Here is a 24,519-nt window from a genome sequence, read left to right on the forward strand (position 1 = left end):
ATGCCGGGCTTATGATCGCCCGGACAGGCGACGACAAGACCGAGGCTCAGCCCGCATCCACGTCTGCGGGCAGATCGGCGGGGTTTACGCGGGCGGCATGGCGCTTGAAGATCAGCCCCTCGCGCTTGGACGGTTCAGCGCCCTCGATCGGCACGCCGTACAGTTCCAGCTTGTGACCGATCAGTTCGAAGCCCAGCCGGTCGGCGATCTCGGTCTTCAGCTTCTCGATCTCGGCGTCGAAGAACTCGATCACCTCGCCCGTCTTGGTGTCGATCAGGTGGTCATGGTGGTCGTCGCCCGCCTCCTCATAGCGGCTGCGTCCGTCCCCGAAGTCGTGCTTCTCGACCACGCCCGCCTCTTCGAACAGGCGCACGGTGCGATAGACGGTGGCGATCGAGATGTGCGGATCGATGGAGGAGGCGCGGCGATACAGCTCCTCCACATCCGGGTGATCTTCCGCCGAGGACAGCACCCGGGCGATCACCCGACGCTGTTCGGTCATACGCATGCCGCGGTCGGCGCAGAGTTTTTCGATCCGGTCCATGACCCTAGAATAGGACGTCGGACCGTTTCAGGGAAGCGCCGGCTTTTCAGGATCTGCCGCGAGGTCCAGACTCAGGACCAGGGCGTCGGTCCTCCCCCCGTCCGGCGCGGCGTAATAGGCCTTGCGACGGCCGAGGGGCCGAAAGCCGGCTCGGTCGTACAGGGCGCGGGCGGCGACATTGTCTTCGGCCACCTCCAGAAACAGACGAGAGGCTCCGGCCTGGGCGGCGGCCACCGCCCCCCGCCCCGTCAAACGCCCGCCCAGACCGGCCCGGCGCGCCTCGGGCCGGACCGCCAGGGTCAGGATTTCGGCCTCGTCCAGCACGACCCGAACCAGGATGAAACCGTCGGGTTCGACCACGGCGAAGACCCCGGCCTGGCCCAGAAGGTCCGCAAACTCGGCCTCGCTCCACGGCGCGGCGAAGGCCTGGGCGTGCAGTCGCGCCAGCAGGGCCGGGTCGGCGGGCGTCATGGGACCAGCTGGCGCGGCTGACCCGGCAGGCGGGTGGGCGGCGTGGCGTCCGGCGCGCGAAGATACAAGGGGCGGGGCGGATGGTCGGCGGGATCGGCCGCAGCGACCAGTCGCCCCAGGGCCTGGGCTGACGGCGCGACGCGGGGGTCCATGGACGCCATGCTCAAGTCAGGAAAGGCCTCGACCAGGACGGCGGCGCCGGAGCCGACCAGTCGAACCTCTTTCCCCAGGGCGGTGATTCGTCGCGCCGCCTCGTCCAGCGACAAGGCCTCGTCCGGACCGACGGCCGCGCCGTCGATGAACAGCTTGGCGTAGACCTGGCCTCGTCGGGCGTCGATCAGGGCCGCGACCGGCGGTCCGGCCAAATCCACAGACGCGGCCAGTCCATCCAGGGCCGACACCCCGACCACCGGCCGATCCAGGGCCGCGCCCAACCCCTGGGCGAAGGCCAGACCGACCCGCAAGCCGGTGAAGGAACCGGGTCCGACAGTGACCCCGATCCGATCCAGGGCATCGAACCCCCCGCCGGCCTCGGCCATGACGTCGCGCACCAGACCGCCCAGGCGTTCCTGATGGCCCTTGGCCATGGGTTCGAAACGAACGGCCAAGGGTCGCTCGTCCTCGAACACCGCCGCCGTGCAGGCGCCGAGCGCCGTATCGATCACCAGAAGTCTCATGGCGCGCCTTCTAGGCCGCGCGAGACAGAACCTCCACCAGTCGCGTCAGGGCCTGACGCACCGCGCGGTCTTCGATGCGGGAAAAACCGACGGCCATCGCCCGGCCTTCCGGTGTCGCAGCCATGGCCCGCATCATCGACAGTTCGGGGATTTCGGCCTCGTCCGTCGGCTCGGGAAAGAAGGCTCCGACGGGCAGTCCAAGGGCCAGGGCCAGATTGTGCAGCCGCGAGGCCGAGATCCGGTTCTGACCGCCCTCGTACTTCTGCACCTGTTGGCAGCTGACCCCGATCAGGGCGCCCAGGGCGGTCTGCGACAGACCCAGGGCCGTGCGTCGTGATGCGATCCGGGCGCCGACGACGGCGTCCAAGGGTTCCGGCGCGCGGGCCGTCTGGCGAGCAGTAGGGGGCGTCCTGTCCATGTCGGAACGATCTCACAACCTTTCCGCGCATGCAACCTTTTCGTTTCATGATTCGCGGCGGGCGATCACGGCCGAGATGCGGGCCACGGACCGGCGGTCGATCACCTCCGCCCGGTCCAGCGCGCCAGCCCCCCGGACATGGAGGCGGTCGTCCTCGGACCGGTCAAAGAGGCGCGGGCGTAGATCGCCGTCCTGCATCTCGATGACGCAGCCCTGGCCGCCCCTGGGCCACAGGTCCGGTTGGTATTCGAGGATGACGCCCGGTTCGGCCCAGGGGGAGAGGGCGTCGTCGCGAACCTTCAGGTGTTTCACGACGACAGGCGGCGGGCCGTCGAAGCCGCGTCCCCGGCTTTCCAGGCCTGTCGCGGCCGGATCGACGTGCGGCGTCTGGGCGCCCGAAACGAGCAAGGCCAGGGCTTCGGGCGTGGCGTCCAGCGCCCCGGTCAGGCGACGCTGGACATCGGGCCGGAACAGGCCGGGCCGACGACCGGATTCATAGAGGCCCCAGCCCTGGCTGGTCATGTCCAGACGCGCTCCGGCCTCGGCCTGGGACAGGCCACGCCGACGGCGCAGGGCGGCCAGGGCCTCGCCCAGACGAAGGACTTCAGGATCAGGAACGAAACGCGGCATGGAGGACGAGGATGGCGCCCCGCCGCACGTCTGGCGAGAACGAAAACGTCAGTCGGTCAGAGGGTCTGCTCGACGCGCGTCACCTCGGGCACATAGTGGCGCATCATCTGTTCAACCCCGGCCTTCAGCGTCGCCGAAGAGGAAGGGCAGCCGGAACAGGCGCCGCGCATCCGCAGGCTCAGCACCCCGGTCGCCTCATCAAAGGCGTCGAACAGGATGTCGCCGCCGTCCTGGGCCACGGCGGGTCGGATGCGGCTGTCCAGCAGGGCCTTGATCTCGGCCACGATCTCGCTGTCATCCTCGGCATGGGTCTCGGTTTCAGACCCCGCGACGGTCAATGGCCGGCCCGAGACGAAATGATCCATGATGACGCCCAGGATCGGGGCCTTCATCTCCGACCAGTCCGGCCCGCGCTCCTGTCGGGTCACCGACACATAGTCGGCGCCGAAGAAGACGCCGTCGACGCCCTCGAGTTCGAACAGGGCCTCGGCCAGGGGCGAGGCGGTCGCCGCGTCGATGGTGCGGTAGTCCAGCACGGCGAGCGGAGAAACCTCGCGGCCCGGCAGGAACTTCAGCACATTGGGATTGGGCGTGGGTTCGGTCTGAATGAACATGGGCGGGAGATGCGCTCGCCCCCGCCCCGTTGCAAGACCTAGCGCCGCTTCAGCCCGCCCAGCAATCCCCGCAACAGTTCGCGGGTGAGGGTGGACCCGGCCGTGCGCAACACCGACTTGGTCAGGGCCTCCATCGGGGTCTGACGATTGGAGGTTCTGGCGCGCGGCGTCGTCCGGGCCCGTTCCCTGACGTCCGCCCTGACCGCCTTCTCGTTCGATTTCGCCTGAGCTTCGGCGGCCTTGGCGGCCTTGGCGGCGTCCGACTGCGCCCTGGCCTGAGTCTCGGCCCGATCGGTGGCGGCATGACGGGCCGCGAGGATTTCCTCGGCGGATTCGCGGTTCAGCGTCTGGTCGTAGAGGCCGCGCACCGGGCTGGCGGCCATGACGGCGGCGCGCTCGGCCTCGGTCGCCGGGCCCAGGCGCGAGGCCGGCGGGCGGATCTTCGTACGGGCCACGACGGTCGGGGCGCCTTTCTCGTCCAGGACCGAGACCAGGGCCTCGCCCACGCCCAGGCCCTGGATGGCCTCGGCCGTGTCGAAGGCGGGATTGGCGCGAAAACTCTGCGAGGCGGCCTTCAACCCCTTCTGTTCCGACGGCGTATAGGCCCGGAGCGCGTGCTGGATACGATTGCCGAGTTGGGCCAGGACGCTGTCGGGAATGTCGGCTGGATTCTGGGTGACGAAATAGACGCCGACCCCCTTGGACCGGATCAACCGCACCACCTGTTCGACCTTGTCCAGCAGGGCGCGCGGGGCGTCGTCGAACAGCAGATGGGCCTCGTCGAAGAAGAAGACCAGGCGTGGCCGGTCGGGATCGCCCACCTCCGGCAGCTGTTCGAACAGCTCCGACAACAGCCACAGCAGGAAAGCCCCATACAGGCGCGGGCTGTTCATCAGCCGCGTGGAGTCCAGCACATTGACCTGACCGCGCCCGTCGAGGCCGACGCGGATCATGTCCTCCAGCTTCAGAGCCGGTTCACCGAAAAAGGCGTCGCCGCCCTGTTGCTCAAGCTGCAGCAGGGCGCGCTGGATGGCGGCGATGGAGGCGGGGGCGACATTGCCGACCTCGCGGCCGATCCGCTCGGCGTTCTCGCCCACATAGACCAGCAGACTGCGCAGATCGCCCAGGTCCAGCAGCAGCAGGCCCTCCTTGTCGGCGATATGGAAGACGACGGTCATCACGCCTTCCTGCACCTCGTTGAGGCCCAGCATCCGGGACATCAGCACCGGACCGATCTCTGACACGGTCGTGCGGATCGGGTGGCCCTTCTGTCCGTACAGGTCCCAGAAGACGGTCGGAGCCGCACGCGGCGTCAGGGTCAGGCCCATTTCGGTCGCCCGGGCGATCAGCTTCTCGTTCGGCGTTCCGACCTGGGAAATGCCCGAAAGGTCCCCCTTCACATCGGCGCAGAAGACCGGCACCCCGGCGTCAGAGAAGCCCTGGGCCATGATCTGAAGGGTGACCGTCTTGCCGGTGCCCGTGGCGCCGGCGACCACGCCGTGTCGGTTGGCGCGGTGAAACAGCAGGGCTTCCGGCTGGGCGGCGTCGGACTGGCCGAGGAATAGGCCGGCAGGGGCGTCGGACATGAAAAGTCTCCAGAGAACCGGCTAGGTCTAGCGCAGAGCCCCGCGCGTCGGAACCGCCGCTGTTCATGCGTGTTGACGCCGCTCGGCCCGCCGCCGACAAGGATCGCCATGAAGAACCCCCTCACCATGCAGTCTTCGGCCGTATCGCGGAACGCCGCCGCCCTGATCGCGACCGTCGCTGCGGGCGCGGCCGTCTACTGGCTTCGGGACATACTGACGCCTCTGGCCATGGCCCTGTTCCTGCTGATCATGATCGACGGGGTGAAGCGGACCGTGGCGGCCCGGACCCCGCTGAACGACCGCTGGGCCGGTGTCGCCGCCCTCGTATTGGTGGTCCTGGCCTTCTTCGCCTCCATCGGCATCATCGTGAACGGTGCGGCGGGCTTCTTCGGGGAAGCCTCGGGCGTTTCGCAGAATATCGGGCCGCGCATCGATCAGATCATCCGCGACGTCTACGGCATGGCGCGCCTGAACAATCCGCCGACGGCCCAGGAGCTGATCAACGGCGTCGATATTCGCGGCTATGTCGCCTCCATCGCCATACAGGCCCAGGGCATCGCCTCCGGGGCCTTCTTCGTCATGGTCTACCTGGGCTTTCTGCTGGCCTCGCAGATCGGCTTCCGACGCAAGATCGTCACCATGTTCCCGCAAAAGCGCCAGCGCGACGAAGCGATCGCTGTGTTCGAACGGGTTCGCGGCGGGGTCGAGGGCTATATCTGGGTCCAGACCGTCACCGGCGCCATGATCTGCGTCGTGGCCTGGATCCTGATGCGCGCCGTGGGGCTTCAGAACGCCGAGTTCTGGACCTTCGTCATCTTCATCGTCGGCTTCATTCCCGTGCTGGGCGGGGCCGTGGCGGGACTGGCGCCCCCCCTGTTCGCCCTGGTGCAATTCCCCAGCTACTGGCCGGCCCTGATCCTGCTGGTCGGGCTTCAGACCATATTGTTCATCGTCGGCAATATGATCCAGCCGCGGATGCAGGGCGACAACCAGAACATCGACCCCGTCGTGGTCCTGCTGTCCCTGGCCTTCTGGGGCAAGCTGTGGGGCGTTGTGGGCATGTTCCTGTCCACCCCTCTGGCGGTCATGGCCATGGCGATCCTGGCTGAATTCCAGGGATCACGCTGGATGGCCATCCTGCTGTCGGGCGACGGCGAACCCTATGCCGACGAGGGCAAGTCGAACCGGAAGAAGGCGGGCGAGACCGAGACGGAAACAGAGGGCAGGGCCGGAGCCTGAACCTGCGGCGCCGCGCCACATCGAAAGCCGTGTTTTCGTCTCTTGAACCTCAAACAAGGCTTCCCATCTGATCCTTACCGCTGCGGGACATTCCCCTCCGAACCGCAGCGAAGCGACCGACGCACACTCCCCTCCCCGAGCGTCGTTCGCGCAGGCCGCCGAGTTCCCCCGCTCGGCGGCCTTCTCGTTTGTGGCGCCGCACAATTCTTCCAACCTGAACGCTGTTCATGAGAATCTTCGATCATCGGGGGCTTTCCGCGCGACCGGACCTGGCCTAGTCAACGCTGTGGCGCCTCGTCGCGCCGTGCCCCTTGCGGCCAAGGCCGCGTCGCCCGAGACTGTAGTCCATGACCGCCCTCGATCCGCGCCCCGTCCCGGTTCAGCCGATCTCCTCGGCCGCCCTGGAAACCTCATTCGCGCGGATTCTCGGCACCAGCCCCGGCAAGCCGGAGCAATCCTTCCTCGCCCAGGCGCACGAGGACTACGCCGCAGACGAGACCCCCGAGCTGGACGGCGAGGATCTGGCCGCGCTCCTGGCCGCCTCGTGGCGGGCGGCCAAGGACTATCCGGCCGGTTCCGCTCCCCTGATCACCGTCGGCCCCCTGGCCGGCGCCGACGGCCAGGCCCTGGACTATGACCTGGTCCGCATCGTCCAGACGGACGCCCCCTTCCTGGTCGACAGCGTCATGGGCGCCCTGGCCGAGGCCGGGGTCTCGGTGCGCGCCCTGTTCCACCCGGTGGTCGAGCTGGGTGATCGCCGTCTGTCGGTGATCATGCTGGTGATCGACGGCGCTCCGCAGGAGCGGCGTGACGCCCTGGGCGAGGGCCTGGCCGAGTGCCTGACCGACGTCCACGCCGCCGTGGCCGACCACGAGGCCATGACCGGCCTGATGCGTCAGGCCATGCAAAGGCTGGAGACGACGCCGCCAAGCGTCGATCCGGCGGTTCTGGCCGAAAACATCGCCTTCCTCAAATGGCTGAAGAGCGATCATTTCGTCTTCCTGGGCGCTCGCGACTATAATTACCCCCTGAAGGCCGACGGCGACTACGAGGCCGAGGCTCCGTTGAGCCAGTCGAGCGCCGGTCTGGGCATCCTGGCCGACCCCGACCGCACCGTTCTGCGTCGCGCGTCGGAACCCGCCGTCCTGACCCGTCAGATGCGCCGGCAGCTGGATCTGAGCGATCCGGTCACTGTGGCCAAGGCCAACGCCCGGTCCCGCGTTCACCGGCGCGCCTACATGGATTATGTCGGGGTCAAGCGCTACGGCGCGGACGGCAAGGCGACGGGCGAGACGCGGTTCGTCGGCCTGTTCACCTCCGACGCCTATGACCAGCTGGCGATCGAAACGCCGCTGATCCGCCGCAAGGTGGCCAATGTGCTGAGCCGTGCCGACAAGGCGCCTGGCAGCCATAACGAAAAGCGGCTGCGCAATATTCTCGAGAATTATCCGCGCGACGAACTGTTCCAGATCGGTGAGGACGAGCTTCTTTCCATCGCCCTGGGCATACTTCACCTCTACGACCGGCCGCGCATCCGCCTGTTCACCCGCCAGGATCCGTTCGACCGGTTCGTCTCGGTCCTGTGCTTCGTCCCGCGCGAAAAATTCGATTCCTCGGTGCGCGAGCGGATCGGCCAGATCGTCGCCCGCGCCTGGGGCGGCCGGATCTCGGCCTGGTATCCGCAACTGTCGGACGCCCCCCTTGTGCGGGTCCATTTCATCATCGGCGTGACGCCGGGCGACCATCCGGTCCCCGACGCCGCCCAGCTTGAACATGATGTGGCCGAGGCCGGGCGCGGCTGGATCGAGCGGTTCGAAGCCGCCCTGCGCCGCGCCGACGTGGCCGATGTCGAGGTCGGGCCGCTGAGCACCCGCTGGGCCCGCGCCTTCGGCGCCGCCTATCGCGACCGCTATGACGCCGACGAGGCCGCGATCGATCTGGGCGAGATGGACCGGTTGAACGCGACGGGACAGGTCGGAGCCGGAGAATCGGTGGCGGTCCGCGCCTTCCGCAACGCCGACGACAGCCGTCTGCAGTTCCGCTTCAAGCTCTATCGCCGCGGCCCGTCGGTGCCCCTGTCGGACGTCCTGCCGATCATGGCCGACATGGGTCTGAAGACCCTGGAGGAGTACGGCTATCCGATCCGGCCGCTGGGCGAGGAGGAGATCCACGTCCACGAATTCCTGATGGAGGATCCCCGCGGCGAGGCCCTGGTCTTCGCCGATGTGAAGGGCCCGTTCGAACGGGCCTTCGCCGCCGTGTGGAACGGCCGCACCGAGAGCGACGGTTTCAACCGTCTGGTGGTCGAACTGGGCATGGAATGGCGTGAAGCCGCCCTGATCCGCACCCTGGCCCGTTATCGCCAGCAGACAGGCCTCGATCCGTCCCAGTCGGTGCAGGAAGAGGCCCTGCGCGAATATCCCGACCTGTCGCGAGCCCTGCTGTCGCTGTTCAAGGCCCGGTTCGACCCTGCGGACGGCGCCGTTGAGGCCCGCGAAGGCGCGGTAGCCGAACTGAACGCCAAGATCACGACCCTGTTGCAGGACGTGAAGAGCCTGGACCACGACAAGGCCCTGCGCCGGATGGCCGCCCTGATCGGAGCGATCAAGCGAACCAACTATTTCCAACTGGACGCCGACGGCCTGGCCAAGCCGCACATCTCGATCAAGATCGCCTCGAGCGAGCTGGAAGATCTGCCGCTGCCCAAGCCCTATCGCGAGATCTTCGTCTGGGCGCCGCACGTCGAGGGGGTGCATCTGCGCTTCGGACCGGTGGCGCGGGGCGGTTTGCGCTGGTCAGACCGGCGCGACGACTTCCGCACTGAGGTGCTGGGCCTGGTCAAGGCGCAGCAGGTCAAGAACGCCGTCATCGTTCCGGTCGGCTCCAAGGGCGGCTTCTATCCCAAGCAGCTTCCACGCACGACCGATCGCGAGGCCATCCAGGGCGAGGCCATCCGCGCCTATCGCACCTTCCTGTCGGGCCTGCTGGACATCACCGACAACATCGCCGCCGACGGTTCTGTGGCCCGCCCCGCCCATGTCGTGGCCTGGGAAGGCGACGACCCCTATCTGGTCGTCGCGGCGGACAAGGGCACGGCGACCTTCTCGGACATCGCCAACGGGGTCTCGGCCGCCTACGGCTTCTGGCTGGGCGACGCCTTCGCCAGCGGCGGGTCGATCGGCTATGACCACAAGGCCATGGGCATCACCGCGCGCGGCGCCTGGGAGGCGGTCAAACGCCACTTCCGCGAGATCGGTCCGCGCGCCAAGGTCTGGGACATCCAGACCGAACCCTTCACCATGGTCGGCGTGGGCGACATGTCGGGCGACGTCTTCGGCAACGGCGCCCTGCTGTCCAAGGCGACCAAGCTGATCGCCGCCTTCGATCACCGCGACATCTTCATCGATCCCACGCCCGACCCCGCCGCCAGCTGGACCGAACGCAAACGGCTGTTCGACCTGCCGCGTTCGTCCTGGCAGGACTATGACAAGGGTTTGATTTCCCAGGGCGGCGGCGTCTTCTCGCGGTCCGCCAAGTCGATCCAGCTGACGCCTGAAATCAAGGCGGCGCTGGACATCACGGAAGACGAACTGGATCCGGTCAGCCTGATCCGGGCCATCCTGAAGGCGCCGGCGGACCTGCTGTATCTGGGCGGCATCGGCACCTATGTGAAGTCGGCGGCCGAGACCGACGCCCAGGTCGGCGACAAGGGCACCGACGCCCTGCGGATCAACGCCGACGAGCTGCGGGTCAAGGTGGTGGGCGAGGGCGCGAACCTGGGCTTCACCCAGGCGGGCCGCATCGTCTTCGGCGAGGGCGGCGGCCGGATGAACACCGACGCCATCGACAACTCGGCCGGGGTCGACACCTCCGACCACGAGGTCAACATCAAGATCCTGGTCGGGTCGGCCGTGACCAACGGGGTCCTGCCGGCCGAGGACCGCGCCCCGCTGCTGGCCTCGATGACCGAGGAGGTGGGCCTGAAGGTGCTGGCCCACAACTATGACCAGACCCTGGCCCTGACGTTGCAACAGGCCGAAGGCGCGACCGCCCTGGACGCCCAGCAACGCTTCATGCAGGCCCTGTCGGTGCGGGGCAAGCTGGACCGCAAGGTCGAAGGCCTGCCGAACGACGCCCGCATCAAGGAGATGATGGCCGCCGGGATTCCGCTGGCCCGGCCAGAACTGGCGGTGCTGACCGCCTACGCCAAGCTGGAGCTGTCGGAAGAGATCGTCGCCTCACGCGCACCGGAAGACCCCTTCTTCGAACAGACCCTGGTCCGCTATTTCCCGCAGGCCCTGGCCCGGTTCGAGCCGGAGATGAAGAGCCACCGTCTGCGGCGCGAGATCATCGCCACCGTCATGGCCAACGAAGTCGTCAACATGTGCGGTCCGACCTTCCCGGACCGGCTGCGCGGCTCCGCCGAGTGCGACACCACCGCTCTGATCATCGCCTTCGAGGCGGCGCGGCGCGTGTTCCGCCTGGACGAGGCCTGGGACGCAGTCTCGGCCCTGGACCTGAAGATCTCGGCCGAGGCCCAGACCGCCCTCTATCGCGAGATCGCCGTGGTGCTGCGTCGCCAGACCTTCTGGCTGGCCCGTCGCGCCAAGGCCGGGGCTTCGGTCCAGGGCCTGATCGACCGCTATCGTCCGACCGCCGACGCGCTTCAGGCCGAGGGCGCGCCGGTTCTGTCGCGGTTCGAACAGGGCCGTCTGGATGATCGTGTCGCCATCTTCGCCCATCATGGAGCGCCGCAGGACCTGACCCGCCGCATCGCCATCATGCGCCCCCTGGTGGCCGCCGCCGATATCGGCGACCTGGCCCAGGAGAGCGGCTGGCCGGTCGCGGCCATGGCGCGGCTGTATCACCAGGTGGGCGCCGCCTTCGACTTCGACCGGTTGCGCGCCGCCGCCGGTTCGATCCCGTCGATCGATCATTTCGACCGGCTGGCCGTGCGTCGCATGATCGAGGACCTGATGAACGAACAGTCGACCCTCACCCGCGCCGTGGCCCGGGTCTCGGACGCTGCAGTCGGGGTCAGCGAGGATGCGGCCGAGGGCGCCGTGGACGCCTGGATCGGTTCGAAACTGGCCGTGGTCGAAGGCGTGCGCGCCTCGGTGGACGAGATCGAACAGTCCGGATCGGGCTGGACCTTCGCCAAGCTGACCATCGCCAATGCGGCGATCCGCGATCTGGCGTCCGCAGCGGTGAGTTCTTGAAGACGTCTTCGGCGCTGGGCCGATAGGCGGGCAGGGGAGCCGGCATGCCGAGAAAATTCCTGGTCGTCGTCGATGACAGTCCCGAGTTCGAAGCGGCGCTGCGCTTCGCCTGCCGACGCGCGCGCTCGACCGGCGGACGGGTGGTCATGCTGCGGGTTCTCCCGTCCAACAGCGACGCCCATTGGTCGGGGGTTCGGGAAGAAATCGAACGCCAGCAGCGGGAAGAGGCCGAAACCCTGCTGAACCGGCTGGGAGAGGAGGCGCTGGAACGATCCGGCGCACCGCCCGTCTTCCTGATCGAACAGGGCGAGGCCCAGGGCGCGATCAAGAAGGTGGTCGGCGACGATCCCGACATCAAGATTCTGGTTCTGGCCGCGGGGACCGGGTCGCGGGGACCGGGGCCGCTGGTGTCGGCCATCATCAAACAGGGGGCGCAGCTGGGCGGGCGCAAACTGCCGGTCACCATCGTTCCCGGCGAGCTGACCGAGGCCGAGATCGAGGACCTGGCCTAGACGTAGCCGGGGCTTAGGCCGAGGCGGACACGGTCTGTTCCTATTCCCACGCCACGCGCGGCAATATCGCGGTGACCCTGACCGTCGCCTAGCCTTTCGGCACCAATCGCCACATGTGCAGAGGGTGACGGACTGTGCCGGCCTCGGCCCCGGCGGCGTCGCCCCGGCCCATATAGAGGTCGGCGCGGACCGGGCCCCGAATGGCTGAACCGGTGTCGAGCGCCATGGCCAGGCCCCGATACGAGGCCGTGGCGCCGCGCAGGTTTCCGCCATCCGCGTCCAGCCACACCAGTTCGCCATAGCGCCACTGGGACGGATCGACGGCGACAGCCCGACGCTCGGTCAGGGGCACGCCCGCCGCTCCGGCCGGATGTCCGTCGTCATCCGGGTCGAGCCGGAAAAAAATGTAGCGTGGATTCAGCGCCATGACCGTCTGGGCTTCATAACCCCGGTGTTCGGCCAGCCAGGCGCGGATGGCGTCGCCCGAGGTTCCGTTTTCCGGCAACAGGCCCTGGCGCGCCATGGGTCGGGCGATGCCGACGAAGGGCCGGCCGTTGTCGGCGGCGTAGGCGGCGCGGGCGCGCGACCCGTCCTCGAACGTCAGATAGCCGGAGCCCTGGATCTGCAGGAAGAACAGGTCCTCGGCCCGCATCCAGGCCAGGGCCTGATCGGGGCGGGCGTTTGATTCCACCATCGCCCGGTCGCCGGCGCCGCGCGGATCGACGGGCTTGGGCAGCACAGGCGCAGAAAACTCGTCGTCCGGGACACGGCGCGCCGGATATTCCGGCGCGAAATAGGCCGTCAACAGGCCCGGGCGGCCGTCGGCGGCGGCGGGAACGGCGCTGAAATTCGCTTCAAAAAAGGCGCGGGCGCTCGACGGGGTCACGCTCGTCGTGGCCGCCATGGTCTTGGCCTGGCCGCAGACCCCCCGAGCGGCGGCGTCGCGCGCCGCGCCGCATCCATCGAGATAGGCGCGGAAGGCCGCCAGATGATCTTCGTCGTTCCAACCCGGCAAGACGGCGGGACTGAGAGCATCGGACGGCGAGGGCGGGGGAGCGGCCGGACCGGGCGAGGGGACATAGGGCGTGGGCCCTGTTCCCGGAACGGTCGGCGTCGTGGGGCCGGTGGAACAGGCGGCGACGGCCAGGACCGACGCCAGAAGAGACGTCTCCCGGACCCGCCGCAGAACGGCCGACATCAGGCGTTGGCCGGCTCGACGCGGGCCAGGACCCAGTTGGGATCGGCGGCGCCCAGGGTGCGTTCGAAGGTCCAGTGTTCGGCGGTGCGGCGTTCCTCGACCAGGGGCTCGCCGGTGACGGAATCGGCGGTGTCGCCCGAGGCCTTGGTCACGCGGCTGCGCAGTTCGGCCAGAAAGCGGACCTTGGCCACCGCCTTGTCGCCCTGGACGGTGGCGCCTTCCAGGTCCGCGCGGGGCGGGAAGAGGAATTCGACGGTTTCTGTCTCGCCGCGCGTCTCGCGCGCCGCGATGCCGGCGTCGAAGGAGGCCATCACATTGGGCGTAAGGAGCGGCGTCAGGGCCGCGCGGTCGCCGGCGGCGTAACCGCGGACGATGGTCTCATAGGCCTGACGCGCGCCCTCGACGAAACGATTGGGGTCGAAGGCCGGATCGCGCGCCTTCAGCCCGGCGATGGAAGCGAGGGTGGCGGCGTCCAGGGCCGGGGTTTTGGAGGCCTCGGCCGTGGAGGTCGGCGACGAGGGGAGGGCCTTGGCGTCCTCCTGCGGCTGACGGCCGACTCTCTTGCCCAGCACATTATAGAGCTGGAACAGGACGATCGCCGCGATGACGGCGAAAATCACGATCTGGAACTGGACCGGCAAGGGGACTTCCTGACTGTCGGCGCGTGAGCGAGGGTGCGCCATGGAGACGATTACGGGCTCATATAGGACGGCGCAAGGCGGCGCGCGCCCCCTGTCGAGCAAGCGACGTTGCGGCCAAGCGTCTCGGCGTGGTAGTCGCGGCGCCTTATTCCGGCCCAATCGGCCTTTTTCCGTAATCGAAGACGCCCATGACCGACGCCGCTCCGCCCGCCGACACCAACGCCCCGAACGGGACCCAGCCGCAGCAAGGCCAGCCCGCCGGTCCCGGCTTCCGCATCCTGGCGCAATATGTCCGCGACTTCTCGTTCGAGAACCCGCGCGCGCCGGAATCCCTGCGTATCGACGGCAAGCCGGCCATCGACCTGGGCGTCGAAATGGCCGCCCAGGGCCGTCCCGACGGCCTGTTCGAACTGGACCTGAAGCTGTCGATCAAGGCCAGCCACGAAAACCAGGCGGTCTTCCACGTCGAGCTGGTCTATGGCGGCCTGTTCCAGTTGGCCAATGTCCAGGAGCAGGACATCGAGCCCCTGCTGCTGATCGAATGCCCGCGCTATCTGTTCCCGTTCGCCCGCGAAATCATCTCGCGCGCCACCGCGGACGGCGGCTTCTATCCGCCCTTCATGCTGGACCCGATCGACTTCGCCGCCATCTATATCGCGCGCCAGCAGCAGATCGCCCAGCAGCCGGTCGAAACGGGCCAGGCGTAAACACAATTCCCCTCCCCTCATGGGGAGGGGAATTTGACTAAGCCGCCTCTTCCTCGACCCTGACTCCATAGGCTTCCCACAGGGCGCGGTCCTTCAGAGCCTTGGCCAGGAAGGCGATGTGGGCGGCTTGTTCCTCCGGGCTCGAACGCAGGGCCAGCGGCTGGGGACGCGGGCCGTAGGCGGCGGTCGGGACGGCGACGCCTGCCGAACGACCCGCGACCGGCGACGACGACAGGTCCAGCACCCGCTCCTTGCCGCCGCGAAGCTCCAGATAGACCTCGGCCAGCAGGCGGGCGTCGATCAGGGCGCCGTGAAGCGTGCGTTCGACCAACGACACCTTGAACCGCTTGCACAGCGCGTCCAGCGAGTTGGGCATGCCCGGGAACCGGGCCTGAGCCAGTTTCAGCGTGTCGATCCAGCGCGCCTCGCCCGTGATCGGCCGGCCGCACAGCTTGTATTCGAAGTCGATGAAGTTGCGGTCGAAGGCGGCGTTGTGGGCGATCATCGGCGCGTCGCCGATGAATTCGATCAGATCGTCGGCGATCTCGTGGAATTTGGGGGCGTCCTTCACCTTGTCGTCGGTGATGCCGTGAACCCGGATCGCGTCCGGCGGGATCAGGCGTTCCGGATTGACGAACCGGTGAAAGGTGCGGCCGGTCGGCAGCAGGTCCTGAATTTCGATACAGCCGACCTCGATCAGCCGGTCGCCCGTCTTGGGGTCGAAGCCGGTGGTTTCGGTGTCCAGAACAATCTCGCGCGCCATTGGCTCTTAATGGAGTCGTTCGTCGCTTTGCGGAAGACCGGCTTTACCGTGCCGCGGAGATATCCACGCCGGATCCAGCACGGTCTCGACTATGGCCGCCACATCGGCACGCGCCGCTTCGAGCCCACGGCCCGTATCGATGACGAAGTCGGCGCGGGCGCGCTTTTCGGCGTCGGGCAGTTGGCGGGCCAGAATGGCGTCAAACCGGTCGCGGGTCATGCCGGGGCGGGCCAAGACGCGTTCGGCCTGGATCTCTGGGTCGGCGGTGACCACGACCACCGCGTCCACATGGGCGTCGCCGCCGGTTTCGAACAGCAGGGGGATGTCCAGCACGGCCAGCTTCACCCCCATGACCCGGGCCGCCGCCAGATCGGCCGCCCGGCCCCGCGTCACCAGGGGATGGACGATGGCCTCAAGCCGGCGGAAGGCGGTCTCGTCCCGACCCAGGGCCTCGGCCAGGCGGGTGCGGTCCACGGCGCCGTCCACGACTACGCCGGGAAAGGCGGCGCCGACCGGTTCGACCGCAGCACCGCCGGGGGCATAGAGCCGGTGCACGGCGTCGTCGGCGTTCCACACCACCGCGCCCAGATCGGCGAACATGGCGGTCGTGGTCGACTTGCCCATGCCGATGGAGCCCGTCAGACCGAGGACGATCATGTGGCCTGGCTCAGATGCGCCGTCAGCAGGGCGCGCAGGTCCAGCGGCGGGGGCGGACGACGAAACAGGGCCTGGAACGAGGGCGCCGCCTGACCGATCAGCATGGCCAGACCGTCCACCGTCGGCAGGCCGCGCGCCCGCGCCGCCGTCAGGAAGGGGGTGGCCAGGGGCTTGTAGGTCATGTCCATCATCACCGTGCCCGGGGCGACGGCGTCGAAATCCAGATCCGGCTGGATGCTGAGGGCGTTGATCACCAGGACGGCGCCGTCGAGAGCCTCGGACGCCGGCATGACCCGGACCGAAGGGCCCAGATCGGCGGCCAGGGCTTCGGCCCGGTCGCGCGACCGATTGACGATCCGAACCTCGGCCCCGGCCTCGATCAGGGCGCCTGACCCGGCCCGCGCCGCGCCGCCCGCCCCCAGCATGACCACCGGTCGATCTGCCAGGGTCAGATCCGGCGCCTGTTCCTTCAGGCCCAGCATCAGGCCGATCCCGTCCGAACTGTCGGCCGAGACCCGGCCGGCGTCGAAGGTCAGGATATTGGCCGAGGCTGTCAGCCGGGCCGCCGGGGTCGCCTGATCCGCCAGGGCGAAGGCCTGTTCCTTGAAGGGCGCGGTGACGTTCAGACCCAGGATCAGTCCGGCGCGGCCCGCCGCGACCAGGGCCTCAAACCCCGCCGCATCGGCGGGGGCGAAAGGCGCATAGACGCCGTCGATGTCGCCGGCCGCCAGCCAGGCGTTGTGGATGACGGGGCTGAGGGAATGGGCCACCGGATTGCCGGCGATCCCGGCGACCAGGGCCGCGCCCGTGATGCGATGACGGCTCATGCGGACAGGACCCCCGCCCGGCGCAGCTCGGCCAGGACCGGCCACAGCGGCAAGCCCAGGACGGTGAAATAGTCGCCGTCGATGGCCGCGAACAACTGGGATCCCATGCCCTCGAGCCGGTAGGAGCCGACACAGGCCAGCAGGGTCTCCCCCTCTGCCGCCAGATAGGCGTCGAGAAAGGCGTCGGAAAAGTCACGCATCCGCATCTCGACCGTGTCCACGCCCGACCAGACGATCTCGCCCTTCACCGCCAGGGCGGCGCCGGAATGGAGATGATGAGTGCGGCCGCGCATGGATTTCAGCCGTTCGCGGGCGGCGTCGAGCGATTTCGCCTTGGAAATCAGCCCGCCGTCGAAGGCCAGGGTCTGATCCGAGCCCAGCACCCAGGCGGTTTCGTCATCGCGCGACACGGCCAGGGCCTTGGCCTCGGCGAGCCGCACCGCCAGGCCGGCGGGATTCAGGTCGGTCGAGACGGCCTTGATCGCGTCTTCGTCCACGCCGGCGACGCGAACCTCGAACGGCACGCCGGCGTTTTCCAGCATCGCGCGGCGGGCGGCGCTCTTGGACGCCAGGATCAGGGTCTCGCGCCCACCCGGGCTGGACAGGGATATGTCGCTCACCAGCTTGTCCCGATCTTTTGGTTGCGATGCTCGCTGAGCAGGTTGGTGATGGCGGCGGCCGTTTCCTCCACCGACCGACGGGTGACGTCGATGGTCGGCCAGCCGCGCCGGGCGAAGGCGCGCTTGGCCTTGATCGTCTCGTCGCGGACGGCGTCCTGATCCGTATAGCTGGAGGACTGGCTGGCGTTCAGATTGTCGATCCGGTTGCGCCGGATCTGGATCAGGCGGTCGGGCGATACGGTCAGGCCGACGACCAGAGGGTTCTTCAGCCGCGTCAGCCGCTCGCCGTCCTCCTGTCCAGGCACCAGCGGGACATTGGCCGCGCGGATTCCGCGATGGGCCAGATAGATGCAGGTCGGGGTCTTGGAGGTCCGGCTGACCCCGCACAGGACCACATCGGCGCCTTCCAGCTGTTCGGTCGTGCCCTGGCCGTCGTCATGAGCCATCGCGAAGTCCAGCGCCGCGATCCGGTTGAAATAATCATGATCCAGGGCGTGCTGAGCCCCGACCCGCGTCGACAAGGCCGCGCCCAGATAGCGGGACATGGCCCCGACCAGAGGATCAAGGGCACCGATCTGGGGCATGTCCAGTCGCCGGCAGCCGTCCTCCAGCTGTTCGCGCAGATGGCGGTCGACCAGGGTGTGCAGAACCACGCCCGGCGCCGCCTCCACCTCCTGCAGCACACGCTCCATCTGCTTCTCCGATCGGACAAGGGCGTAGATATGTTCGATCGGAATGACGCCGTCGAAGCGGGCCGTCACCGCCTTGGCCATCGCGTTCAGGGTCTCTCCGGTCGAATCCGAGACCAGATGGACGTGAAAATAGGTGGCCAGACGGGTGGGGCCGGGTCGGGGGCCGGAAGGTCGCGCGGGGCTCATTCGGTCTGTCGACTCCCTGTTGAAAAATGGGGGACGGCGGGGGACCGTCAGGGCGCCGTTCTCCTTAGCGGGTCATCGACAAGGCGGCGAGCGGGGATGACGGTGGACGGCGCCTTCGGTTCGAGGATGGTTCATCCCAAGGCGGACAACAGGTTTGGGCTCGGCTGTGGAAAATCCTAATGGAAGGTTAACGTCGCTTAACCCCGTTCACAGCCCCGGACCCCCGCAAAGCCTTGGGCGTTAAGGTTTCATTAGGGATTGTCCACCGAGGGGATAGGGCTGTTCGACATCCTCGGTAAGCCTTGGCGCGGCGTGGATATCCGCTTTTGTTCCGCTGGCGTCGGCCAAACCGTCCCCGCCGTTCCACCCTCCTACCTGCCACTTCGAATCTTTTAATTCTTAATCTGATTAGGGATTGAGAGCGGGGGCCTGTGACCTTAATCGTCCGGCATGACTGATCCGACCCAGAACGACGTTCAGACGCCCCTGATGATCCGGGCTCTCCGAGGGGAGACGCTGGATCGTCCGCCGGTCTGGTTCATGCGCCAGGCGGGACGGTACCTGCCCGAATACCGACGGCTCCGGGCGGAGGCGCCGGACTTTATCGCCTTTTGCCTGAACCCCGAGATGGCGGCCGAGGCGACGCTTCAGCCGATGCGTCGGTTCGGTTTCGACGCGGCCATCGTCTTCGCCGACATCCTGCTGATCCCGCGCGCCCTGGGCCAGGACGTCTGGTTCGAGACGGGCGAGGGGCCTCGGCTGGGCGAAATGCCGATTCCCGGTCGGATGGCGGAACTGGCGCCGGATGCGGGCGAGCATCTGTCGGCCGTGGGCGAGACCCTGTCGATCGTGCGCAAGGCCCTGGAGCCGGAACGCGCCCTGATCGGGTTCGCCGGCGCGCCCTGGACGGTGGCCACCTATATGCTGGACGGCGAGCACCGGACCATCGGCAAGGGCGAGCGCGCCCAAGCCCGGACCTACGCCTATGCCGATCCCAGGCGCGTGGACGAGACGCTGGAGGTTCTGGTCGAGGCCACGGCCCGATATCTGAAGATGCAGGCCGACGCCGGCGCCCAGGTGTTGAAGATCTTCGAGAGCTGGGCCGAGGGCCTGCCGGACGACCTGTTCGAAAGATTGGTCCTGAGGCCCCACCAGGCGCTTGTGAGGCGTACGCGGGAGCTGGGTGTCACCGTTCCCCTGATCGGCTTCCCACGGGGCTCTGCGGTGCTTGCAGAGCGGTATGCGGAGGAGGTCGAGGTCGACGCCGTCGCCCTGGACACCGCCTGCCCGCTGGAGGTCGGCAAACGGGTGCAGCAGATCAAGCCGATCCAGGGCGCGCTGGACCCCCTTTTGCTGCGCGCCGGCGGCGAACGGCTGGATCGTCGCGTGGATCAGCTGATGGAGGCCTGGGGCCAGGGGCCATGGGTGTTCAACCTGGGACATGGCATATTGCCGGACGTGCCCATCGACCATGTCGAACGGGTTCTGAAACGGATCGGCGCCCAATGACCCAAACTCTGAAAGGCCGCCGCATCGCGGTGGTGCTGTTCAATCTGGGCGGACCGGATGATCAGGCCTCGGTGAAGCCCTTCCTGTTCAATCTGTTCAATGATCCGGCCATCATCGGTCTGCCGGGCGTTCTGCGCACGCCCCTGGCCAAGCTGATCTCCAGCCGGCGCGAGACCAGCGCCCAGGCCAACTACGCCCTGATGGGGGGCGGTTCGCCCCTGCTGCCGGGCACGCGCCGCCAGGCTGAGGCCCTGGAGGCCGAGTTGAACGCACGTCTGGCCGGAGACGAGGTCCAGGTCTTCATCGCCATGCGCTACTGGCGGCCGTTCACCGAGGAGACGGCGGTCGAGGTGGCGGCTTTTGGACCCGACGAGGTGGTCCTGCTGCCGCTCTACCCCCAGTTTTCGACCACGACGACCGAATCCTCGCTGAAAATCTGGAATGAGACCTATGCCGGATCGGGCGTCAGTCGTGCGGTCTGCTGCTATCCTAGCGCTACGGGCTGGGTCGAGGCCCAGGCCGAGGCCATCGGGTCGAAGCTGGACGAAGCCGGCGAGGGGCCGGTGCGGGTCCTGTTCTCGGCCCACGGCATCCCCGAGAAACTCGTCAGCGGCAAGGGCGACCCCTATCAGGAACAGGTCGAGACGACCGTCGCCGCGGTGGTCGCCGCCATCGAGCGCGACCGAGGCCCCATCGACCACGCCCTCTGCTACCAGAGCCGGGTCGGGCCGATGAAATGGCTGGGCCCGTCCACGCCTGAGGCCATCGCCCAGGCCGGCGCGGACGGGGTGGGCGTGGTCATCACCCCCATCGCCTTTGTCTCCGAACATATCGAGACCCTGGTGGAGCTGGATATCGAATATGGAGAACTGGCCCACGAAAAAGGGGTAAGTCTCTATCTGCGGGCGCCGGCCGTCGGGATCGCCCCCCCGTTCATCGACGCTCTGGCCGATGCGGCCGTCGGCGCCCTGGGTCGGACGGGCGTCGCCCCGTTCGGTCAGGGCTGCAAGGCGGACTGGAAGGCCTGTCCGTATCGCAAAGGGAAACACGCGGCATGAACCCCTATGACCTCGCACGCGGCCTGCACATTCTGGCGGTGATCGCCTGGATGGCCGGCCTGCTGTTCCTGCCGCGGCTGTATGCCTATGACGTCGAACAGAACGCCAAGCCCGAGCCGCTGCGCAGCGAGATGCAGGCCTTGCTGAGGCTGTGGCAGACGCGGCTGCTGCGGATCATCGTCAATCCGGCCATGATCCTGGCCTGGGGTTTCGGGCTGTGGCTGATCCATATCGACGTCTCGGCGCGCGGCGCGGCGTTTCTGGCTGAGCCCTGGATGGTCACCAAGCTGATCGGGGTATTTCTGTTGAGCGGTTGGCATGGCTTCCTGGCGGCGCAGCGGAAGAAGATTGCGGCGGGGACGTCCAAATATTCCGGCAAGTTCTGGCGGATGACCAACGAGGTTCCGTTTGTCCTGGCCATCGTCATGGTGCTCTCGGTAACGACCGAATGGACGTTCGGTTGAGCGGCTCCGCTTGACCTGAACCGCCGCCTGTGGTTCCGCTGACAGTGAACCGTTCGGCGTTTCGTCGGCGGTCCCTCTCTCTTCGCGACGCCTGCAGGTTTTGACCAGCGGGAGCCCGCCGCGCCTCCCTTCGGCCTCTCGGCCAGACATTTTCAGAGACATGACGCCGCGACAGCCGTTGCGCGCGCCTGCGAGCCTGCACCATGACCGACGTCCGCGACACCGATCCCACCGCCCCCGAGACCGAAAACCTCGAGGTCCAGACCCCTACGCATCACGGGGACGAACACGAAGCCGGCGACGTCGCTGGTGCGGATTCCGGCGTGGACACCACGGCCGATGACGAGGACGACGGTGAACCCGTCGTCGCCAACGGCCGTATCACCCTGGCCGAGCTGAACGAGAAGACGCCGGCCGACCTGGTCGCCTTCGCCGAACAGCTGGAGGTCGAGAACGCCTCGAACCTGCGCAAGCAGGACCTGCTGTTCGCCATCCTGAAGGCCCTGGCCGACGAGGAAGTCGAGATCATCGCCGACGGCGTGCTGGAGATCCTGCCGGACGGCTTCGGCTTCCTGCGCAGCTCGGACGCCAACTATCTGCCGGGACCGGACGACGTCTATGTGTCGCCGTCCCAGATCCGCCGCTTCGGCCTACGCTCGGGCGATACGGTTCACGGCGCCGTGCGGGCCCCGCGCGAAGGCGAGCGCTATTTCGCCCTGCTGAAGGTCGACACGATCAATCTCGAAGACCCCGAGATGGTCAAGACCAAGGTCCTGTTCGACAACCTGACGCCCCTCTATCCCGAAGAGCGGCTGCACATGGAAATCCAGGACCCGACGCTGAAGGACCGATCGGGCCGGGTCATCGACATCGTCGCCCCCCTGGGCAAGGGCCAGCGCTGCCTGATCGTGGCGCCGCCGCGCGTCGGCAAGACGGTGATGCTGCAGAACATCGCCAAGTCGATCGAGAAGAACCACCCGGAAGTCATCCTGATCGTCCTGCTGATCGACGAACGGCCGGAAGAAGTCACCGACATGCAAAGGACGGTGAAGGGCGAGGTCGTGGCTTCGACCTTCGACGAGCCGGCCACGCGCCACGTCGCCGTCGCCGAAATGGTGATCGAAAAGGCCAAGCGTCTGGTCGAGCACAAGAAGGACGTGGTGATCCTGCTCGACTCCATCACCCGCCTGGGCCGCGCCTATAACGCCACCGTGCCGTCGTCGGGCAAGGTGCTGACCGGGGGCGTGGACGCCAACGCCCTGCAACGGCCGAAACGCTTCTTCGGCGCCGCGCGGAATGTGGAGCAGGGCGGGTCGCTGACCATCATCGCCACGGCCCTGATCGACACCGGCAGCCGGATGGACGAGGTGATCTTCGAAGAGTTCAAGGGCACCGGCAACTCGGAAATCGTGCTGGACCGCAAGGTCGCCGACAAGCGCATCTTCCCCGCCATCGACGTGCTGAAGTCCGGCACCCGCAAGGAAGACCTGATCACGCCGAAGGATCAGCTGGCCAAGACCTATGTCCTGCGTCGCATCCTGAACCCCATGGGTCCGCAGGACGCGATCGAATTCCTGCTCGACAAGCTGCGCCAGTCGAAGAACAACTCGGACTTCTTCCAGTCGATGAACACCTGATCCGTCTTCGGACGTTTCACGTGAAACAGGAGACGGTTCGATGAAGGTCAATGTCGAAGTGGACTGCACCCCGGCGGAGGCGCGCGCCTTCCTGGGGCTGCCGGACGTCACGCCGCTGAACGACGCCATGGTCGCCGAGATGCAGAAGCGGATGCAGGCCAATGTCGCCGCCATGCAGCCCGACGAATTGATGAAGACCTGGACGAGCTTCGGCCTTCAGGCCCAGGACCAGTTCCGCAGAATGATGGACGCGGCGGTGAAATGAAGACGCCGCGTCTCCTCCCGACCGGAGGGGAGGAGGCATAATTCGATGATGCAAGATACGATCTTCGCGCTTGCGACGCCGCCCGGACGTGGGGCCATCGCCGTCATGCGTCTGTCGGGGCCGGGCGTTGATGCGGCCTTGACGGCGCTTGGCGCCACTCGATTGAAGCCTCGAATGGCCTCGGTACGAGACCTGGCCTACGCCGGCGACCACATCGACCAGGCCCTGGTGCTTCGTTTCGTCGCGCCTCATTCCTATACCGGCGAGGACTCCGCCGAACTCCATCTGCATGGCGGCCGGGCGGTCGTGGAAGCGGCCAGCGGCGCCCTGATCGCTCTGGGCGTACGGCCGGCCGAGCCGGGGGAGTTCACCCGCCGCGCCTTCCAGAACGGGCGGATGGACCTGGCCCAGGCCGAGGCGGTGGCTGACCTGATCGACGCCGAGACGGCCGCCCAGGCGCGGCAGGCCCTGGGCCAGCTCGACGGGAAGCTCAGCGAGACCTATGCGGGCTTTCGCCGGGATCTGCTCCACGCCCTGGCCTTGGTCGAGGCGGAGATCGATTTTCCGGATGAGGACGTACCCGACAATCTGGCCCGGACGGCCGGACCGGTTCTTGACCGTTTGGCCGAGGATTTGCGGCGCGCCGTGGATACGGGGCGACGGGGCGAGCGGGTGCGCGACGGCTATCGCATCGTCCTGATCGGCGAAACCAATGCCGGCAAGTCATCGCTGTTCAACGCCTTGGTCGAACGTGAAGCGGCCATCGTCACACCCATCGCCGGAACGACGCGGGATGTGCTGGACGCCGACCTGGTGATCGGCGGCTATGCCGTGACCCTGTCCGACACGGCGGGCCTGAGAGAGAGCGCTGATCCTGTCGAGGCGGAAGGCGTGCGGCGGGCGCGGATGCGGGCCGAACAGGCGGATCTGCGTCTTTGGGTCAGGGCGCCGGGCGATCCCGATGGCGTGGCGGCGGGCTATGCTCGGCCAGGCGATCTGGTCGTGGCGAACAAGGCCGACCTCGGGGGGTCTGTTCCAAGTGGGGGCTTTGAACGAATCGAGGTCAGCAGCCGCAGTGGGTTGGGTCTGTCGCTTCTGCACGACTGGATTGCGACGCGGCTGGCGCAGGATCTATCGGGCGCCGATTTTCCGGCGGTTACGCGGGAGCGTCACCGTCTGCGCCTGAACGAGGCCCTGGAGGCGGTGGAGGCCGGGCGGCGCGCCTTGGATGCCGGGGCAGAGATGGCCGGCGAGGACCTGCGGCGTGCGGCCGAGGCCCTGTCGCGGGTGACGGGGGCGATCGGGGTTGAAGATATCCTTGGCGAGGTGTTTTCGACCTTCTGCATCGGCAAGTAATACCGGTGTTTCACGTGAAACACCTTAGG

The 24,519-nt window shown here is 67.6% G+C and carries 24 protein-coding genes; 10 read left to right on the forward strand and 14 right to left on the reverse strand.

All coding sequences use genetic code 11. The annotated features are described in order from the left end of the window. Positions 1 to 46: 46 nt before the first annotated feature. The 7 genes from AC07NC_RS09870 to AC07NC_RS09900 are packed head-to-tail and all read right to left on the reverse strand — an operon-like array spanning position 47 to position 4,940. Positions 47 to 544, reverse strand: coding sequence for a Fur family transcriptional regulator (locus AC07NC_RS09870; protein ID WP_008259871.1), 498 nt, complete (start codon positions 542 to 544; stop codon positions 47 to 49). 27 nt (positions 545 to 571) lie between these two features. Continuing rightward, positions 572 to 1,015 (reverse strand): GNAT family N-acetyltransferase, encoded by a 444-nt coding sequence (locus tag AC07NC_RS09875; RefSeq protein WP_008261686.1) that lies wholly within the window; start codon positions 1,013 to 1,015, stop codon positions 572 to 574. Beyond that, positions 1,012 to 1,692 carry a tRNA (adenosine(37)-N6)-threonylcarbamoyltransferase complex dimerization subunit type 1 TsaB gene (gene tsaB / locus AC07NC_RS09880; protein ID WP_494569426.1) on the reverse strand — a complete coding sequence of 227 codons (681 nt, stop codon included), beginning with the start codon at positions 1,690 to 1,692 and terminating at the stop codon, positions 1,012 to 1,014. The genes AC07NC_RS09875 and tsaB overlap by 4 nt, the downstream gene beginning before the upstream one ends. 10 nt (positions 1,693 to 1,702) lie before the next feature. Continuing rightward, the gene (locus tag AC07NC_RS09885; protein ID WP_035309428.1) at positions 1,703 to 2,110 is read right to left on the reverse strand and encodes a helix-turn-helix domain-containing protein; all 408 of its coding nucleotides are present in this window, start codon (positions 2,108 to 2,110) and stop codon (positions 1,703 to 1,705) included. Between the two features lie 45 nt (positions 2,111 to 2,155). Beyond that, positions 2,156 to 2,740 (reverse strand): helix-turn-helix domain-containing protein, encoded by a 585-nt coding sequence (locus AC07NC_RS09890; protein WP_494569427.1) that lies wholly within the window; start codon positions 2,738 to 2,740, stop codon positions 2,156 to 2,158. A 56-nt stretch (positions 2,741 to 2,796) separates the two neighbouring features. Then, the gene (locus AC07NC_RS09895) at positions 2,797 to 3,354 is read right to left on the reverse strand and encodes a NifU family protein (protein WP_008263738.1); all 558 of its coding nucleotides are present in this window, start codon (positions 3,352 to 3,354) and stop codon (positions 2,797 to 2,799) included. A 38-nt stretch (positions 3,355 to 3,392) separates the two neighbouring features. Next, a complete protein-coding gene (locus tag AC07NC_RS09900) occupies positions 3,393 to 4,940 on the reverse strand; it encodes a helicase HerA-like domain-containing protein (RefSeq protein ID WP_035309425.1) in 1,548 nt (515 codons plus the stop codon). A gap of 108 nt (positions 4,941 to 5,048) precedes the next feature. Between AC07NC_RS09900 and AC07NC_RS09905 the strand changes: the two genes are divergently transcribed. The 3 genes from AC07NC_RS09905 (at position 5,049) to AC07NC_RS09915 (ending at position 11,910) form a co-directional block, all read left to right on the forward strand. Beyond that, positions 5,049 to 6,179 carry an AI-2E family transporter gene (locus AC07NC_RS09905; protein WP_035309423.1) on the forward strand — a complete coding sequence of 377 codons (1,131 nt, stop codon included), beginning with the start codon at positions 5,049 to 5,051 and terminating at the stop codon, positions 6,177 to 6,179. Between the two features lie 347 nt (positions 6,180 to 6,526). Next, positions 6,527 to 11,398 (forward strand): NAD-glutamate dehydrogenase, encoded by a 4,872-nt coding sequence (locus AC07NC_RS09910; RefSeq protein ID WP_494569428.1) that lies wholly within the window; start codon positions 6,527 to 6,529, stop codon positions 11,396 to 11,398. A 44-nt stretch (positions 11,399 to 11,442) separates the two neighbouring features. Continuing rightward, entirely contained in the window at positions 11,443 to 11,910 is a 468-nt protein-coding gene (locus AC07NC_RS09915) for a universal stress protein (protein WP_008263601.1), read from the forward strand. Between the two features lie 88 nt (positions 11,911 to 11,998). Here AC07NC_RS09915 and AC07NC_RS09920 read toward each other — a convergent pair whose 3' ends face one another. Then, complete coding sequence (locus tag AC07NC_RS09920; protein ID WP_494569429.1) at positions 11,999 to 13,108, reverse strand: MltA domain-containing protein; 1,110 nt, start codon at positions 13,106 to 13,108, stop codon at positions 11,999 to 12,001. After that, on the reverse strand, positions 13,108 to 13,791 hold the full coding sequence (gene timA / locus AC07NC_RS09925) for a TIM44-related membrane protein TimA (RefSeq protein WP_050771581.1): 684 nt from the start codon (positions 13,789 to 13,791) through the stop codon (positions 13,108 to 13,110). The genes AC07NC_RS09920 and timA overlap by 1 nt, the downstream gene beginning before the upstream one ends. 146 nt (positions 13,792 to 13,937) lie before the next feature. Here timA and secB point away from each other — a divergent pair, with 146 nt between their 5' ends. Next, positions 13,938 to 14,456 (forward strand): protein-export chaperone SecB, encoded by a 519-nt coding sequence (secB, locus tag AC07NC_RS09930; protein WP_494569430.1) that lies wholly within the window; start codon positions 13,938 to 13,940, stop codon positions 14,454 to 14,456. Between the two features lie 37 nt (positions 14,457 to 14,493). On the opposite strand, the gene dnaQ is transcribed toward secB, so the two are convergent. From dnaQ to AC07NC_RS09955, 5 genes are read right to left on the reverse strand one after another with little or no spacing between them, the layout of a single operon-like run. Continuing rightward, positions 14,494 to 15,219, reverse strand: coding sequence for a DNA polymerase III subunit epsilon (gene dnaQ, locus AC07NC_RS09935; RefSeq protein WP_494569431.1), 726 nt, complete (start codon positions 15,217 to 15,219; stop codon positions 14,494 to 14,496). A gap of 6 nt (positions 15,220 to 15,225) precedes the next feature. Then, entirely contained in the window at positions 15,226 to 15,876 is a 651-nt protein-coding gene (gene coaE / locus AC07NC_RS09940; protein WP_494569432.1) for a dephospho-CoA kinase, read from the reverse strand. Next, a complete protein-coding gene (locus tag AC07NC_RS09945) occupies positions 15,873 to 16,703 on the reverse strand; it encodes a shikimate dehydrogenase family protein (protein ID WP_494569433.1) in 831 nt (276 codons plus the stop codon). The genes coaE and AC07NC_RS09945 overlap by 4 nt, the downstream gene beginning before the upstream one ends. Then, a complete protein-coding gene (locus AC07NC_RS09950; protein ID WP_494569434.1) occupies positions 16,700 to 17,323 on the reverse strand; it encodes a Maf family protein in 624 nt (207 codons plus the stop codon). The genes AC07NC_RS09945 and AC07NC_RS09950 overlap by 4 nt, the downstream gene beginning before the upstream one ends. Beyond that, on the reverse strand, positions 17,320 to 18,201 hold the full coding sequence (locus AC07NC_RS09955) for a pyruvate, water dikinase regulatory protein (RefSeq protein WP_008262696.1): 882 nt from the start codon (positions 18,199 to 18,201) through the stop codon (positions 17,320 to 17,322). The genes AC07NC_RS09950 and AC07NC_RS09955 overlap by 4 nt, the downstream gene beginning before the upstream one ends. 450 nt (positions 18,202 to 18,651) lie before the next feature. On the opposite strand from AC07NC_RS09955, the gene hemE reads away from it, so the two are divergent. From hemE to mnmE, 6 genes are all read left to right on the forward strand, one after another. Next, positions 18,652 to 19,710, forward strand: coding sequence for a uroporphyrinogen decarboxylase (gene hemE / locus AC07NC_RS09960; RefSeq protein WP_494569435.1), 1,059 nt, complete (start codon positions 18,652 to 18,654; stop codon positions 19,708 to 19,710). Next, positions 19,707 to 20,768 carry a ferrochelatase gene (gene hemH / locus AC07NC_RS09965; RefSeq protein ID WP_494569436.1) on the forward strand — a complete coding sequence of 354 codons (1,062 nt, stop codon included), beginning with the start codon at positions 19,707 to 19,709 and terminating at the stop codon, positions 20,766 to 20,768. The genes hemE and hemH overlap by 4 nt, the downstream gene beginning before the upstream one ends. Continuing rightward, entirely contained in the window at positions 20,765 to 21,232 is a 468-nt protein-coding gene (locus AC07NC_RS09970; protein ID WP_035308333.1) for a CopD family protein, read from the forward strand. Before hemH ends, AC07NC_RS09970 begins: the two co-directional genes overlap by 4 nt. 203 nt (positions 21,233 to 21,435) lie before the next feature. Further along, entirely contained in the window at positions 21,436 to 22,869 is a 1,434-nt protein-coding gene (gene rho / locus AC07NC_RS09975; protein ID WP_008263632.1) for a transcription termination factor Rho, read from the forward strand. A gap of 40 nt (positions 22,870 to 22,909) precedes the next feature. Further along, complete coding sequence (locus tag AC07NC_RS09980; protein WP_035308330.1) at positions 22,910 to 23,134, forward strand: DUF6489 family protein; 225 nt, start codon at positions 22,910 to 22,912, stop codon at positions 23,132 to 23,134. Positions 23,135 to 23,182: 48 nt separating this feature from the next. After that, complete coding sequence (gene mnmE, locus AC07NC_RS09985) at positions 23,183 to 24,490, forward strand: tRNA uridine-5-carboxymethylaminomethyl(34) synthesis GTPase MnmE (RefSeq protein ID WP_494569484.1); 1,308 nt, start codon at positions 23,183 to 23,185, stop codon at positions 24,488 to 24,490. Positions 24,491 to 24,519 lie beyond the last annotated feature (29 nt).

Source organism: Brevundimonas sp. GW821-FHT10A07, assembly GCF_059415785.1.

Bases quoted from the DNA above. Each gene is read 5' to 3' on its own strand.
- AC07NC_RS09970 (WP_035308333.1), top strand. From the start codon at position 20,765: ATGAACCCCTATGACCTCGCACGCGGCCTGCACATTCTGGCGGTGATC.
- AC07NC_RS09905 (WP_035309423.1), top strand. From the start codon at position 5,049: ATGAAGAACCCCCTCACCATGCAGTCTTCGGCCGTATCGCGGAACGCC.
- rho (WP_008263632.1), top strand. From the start codon at position 21,436: ATGACCGACGTCCGCGACACCGATCCCACCGCCCCCGAGACCGAAAAC.
- AC07NC_RS09920 (WP_494569429.1), bottom strand. From the start codon at position 13,108: ATGTCGGCCGTTCTGCGGCGGGTCCGGGAGACGTCTCTTCTGGCGTCG.
- AC07NC_RS09870 (WP_008259871.1), bottom strand. From the start codon at position 544: ATGGACCGGATCGAAAAACTCTGCGCCGACCGCGGCATGCGTATGACC.
- dnaQ (WP_494569431.1), bottom strand. From the start codon at position 15,219: ATGGCGCGCGAGATTGTTCTGGACACCGAAACCACCGGCTTCGACCCC.
- AC07NC_RS09900 (WP_035309425.1), bottom strand. From the start codon at position 4,940: ATGTCCGACGCCCCTGCCGGCCTATTCCTCGGCCAGTCCGACGCCGCC.
- AC07NC_RS09895 (WP_008263738.1), bottom strand. From the start codon at position 3,354: ATGTTCATTCAGACCGAACCCACGCCCAATCCCAATGTGCTGAAGTTC.
- hemE (WP_494569435.1), top strand. From the start codon at position 18,652: ATGACTGATCCGACCCAGAACGACGTTCAGACGCCCCTGATGATCCGG.
- mnmE (WP_494569484.1), top strand. From the start codon at position 23,183: ATGCAAGATACGATCTTCGCGCTTGCGACGCCGCCCGGACGTGGGGCC.
- secB (WP_494569430.1), top strand. From the start codon at position 13,938: ATGACCGACGCCGCTCCGCCCGCCGACACCAACGCCCCGAACGGGACC.
- AC07NC_RS09875 (WP_008261686.1), bottom strand. From the start codon at position 1,015: ATGACGCCCGCCGACCCGGCCCTGCTGGCGCGACTGCACGCCCAGGCC.
- timA (WP_050771581.1), bottom strand. From the start codon at position 13,791: ATGGCGCACCCTCGCTCACGCGCCGACAGTCAGGAAGTCCCCTTGCCG.
- coaE (WP_494569432.1), bottom strand. From the start codon at position 15,876: ATGATCGTCCTCGGTCTGACGGGCTCCATCGGCATGGGCAAGTCGACC.
- tsaB (WP_494569426.1), bottom strand. From the start codon at position 1,692: ATGAGACTTCTGGTGATCGATACGGCGCTCGGCGCCTGCACGGCGGCG.
- hemH (WP_494569436.1), top strand. From the start codon at position 19,707: ATGACCCAAACTCTGAAAGGCCGCCGCATCGCGGTGGTGCTGTTCAAT.
- AC07NC_RS09980 (WP_035308330.1), top strand. From the start codon at position 22,910: ATGAAGGTCAATGTCGAAGTGGACTGCACCCCGGCGGAGGCGCGCGCC.
- AC07NC_RS09915 (WP_008263601.1), top strand. From the start codon at position 11,443: ATGCCGAGAAAATTCCTGGTCGTCGTCGATGACAGTCCCGAGTTCGAA.
- AC07NC_RS09885 (WP_035309428.1), bottom strand. From the start codon at position 2,110: ATGGACAGGACGCCCCCTACTGCTCGCCAGACGGCCCGCGCGCCGGAA.
- AC07NC_RS09955 (WP_008262696.1), bottom strand. From the start codon at position 18,201: ATGAGCCCCGCGCGACCTTCCGGCCCCCGACCCGGCCCCACCCGTCTG.
- AC07NC_RS09945 (WP_494569433.1), bottom strand. From the start codon at position 16,703: ATGAGCCGTCATCGCATCACGGGCGCGGCCCTGGTCGCCGGGATCGCC.
- AC07NC_RS09910 (WP_494569428.1), top strand. From the start codon at position 6,527: ATGACCGCCCTCGATCCGCGCCCCGTCCCGGTTCAGCCGATCTCCTCG.
- AC07NC_RS09890 (WP_494569427.1), bottom strand. From the start codon at position 2,740: ATGCCGCGTTTCGTTCCTGATCCTGAAGTCCTTCGTCTGGGCGAGGCC.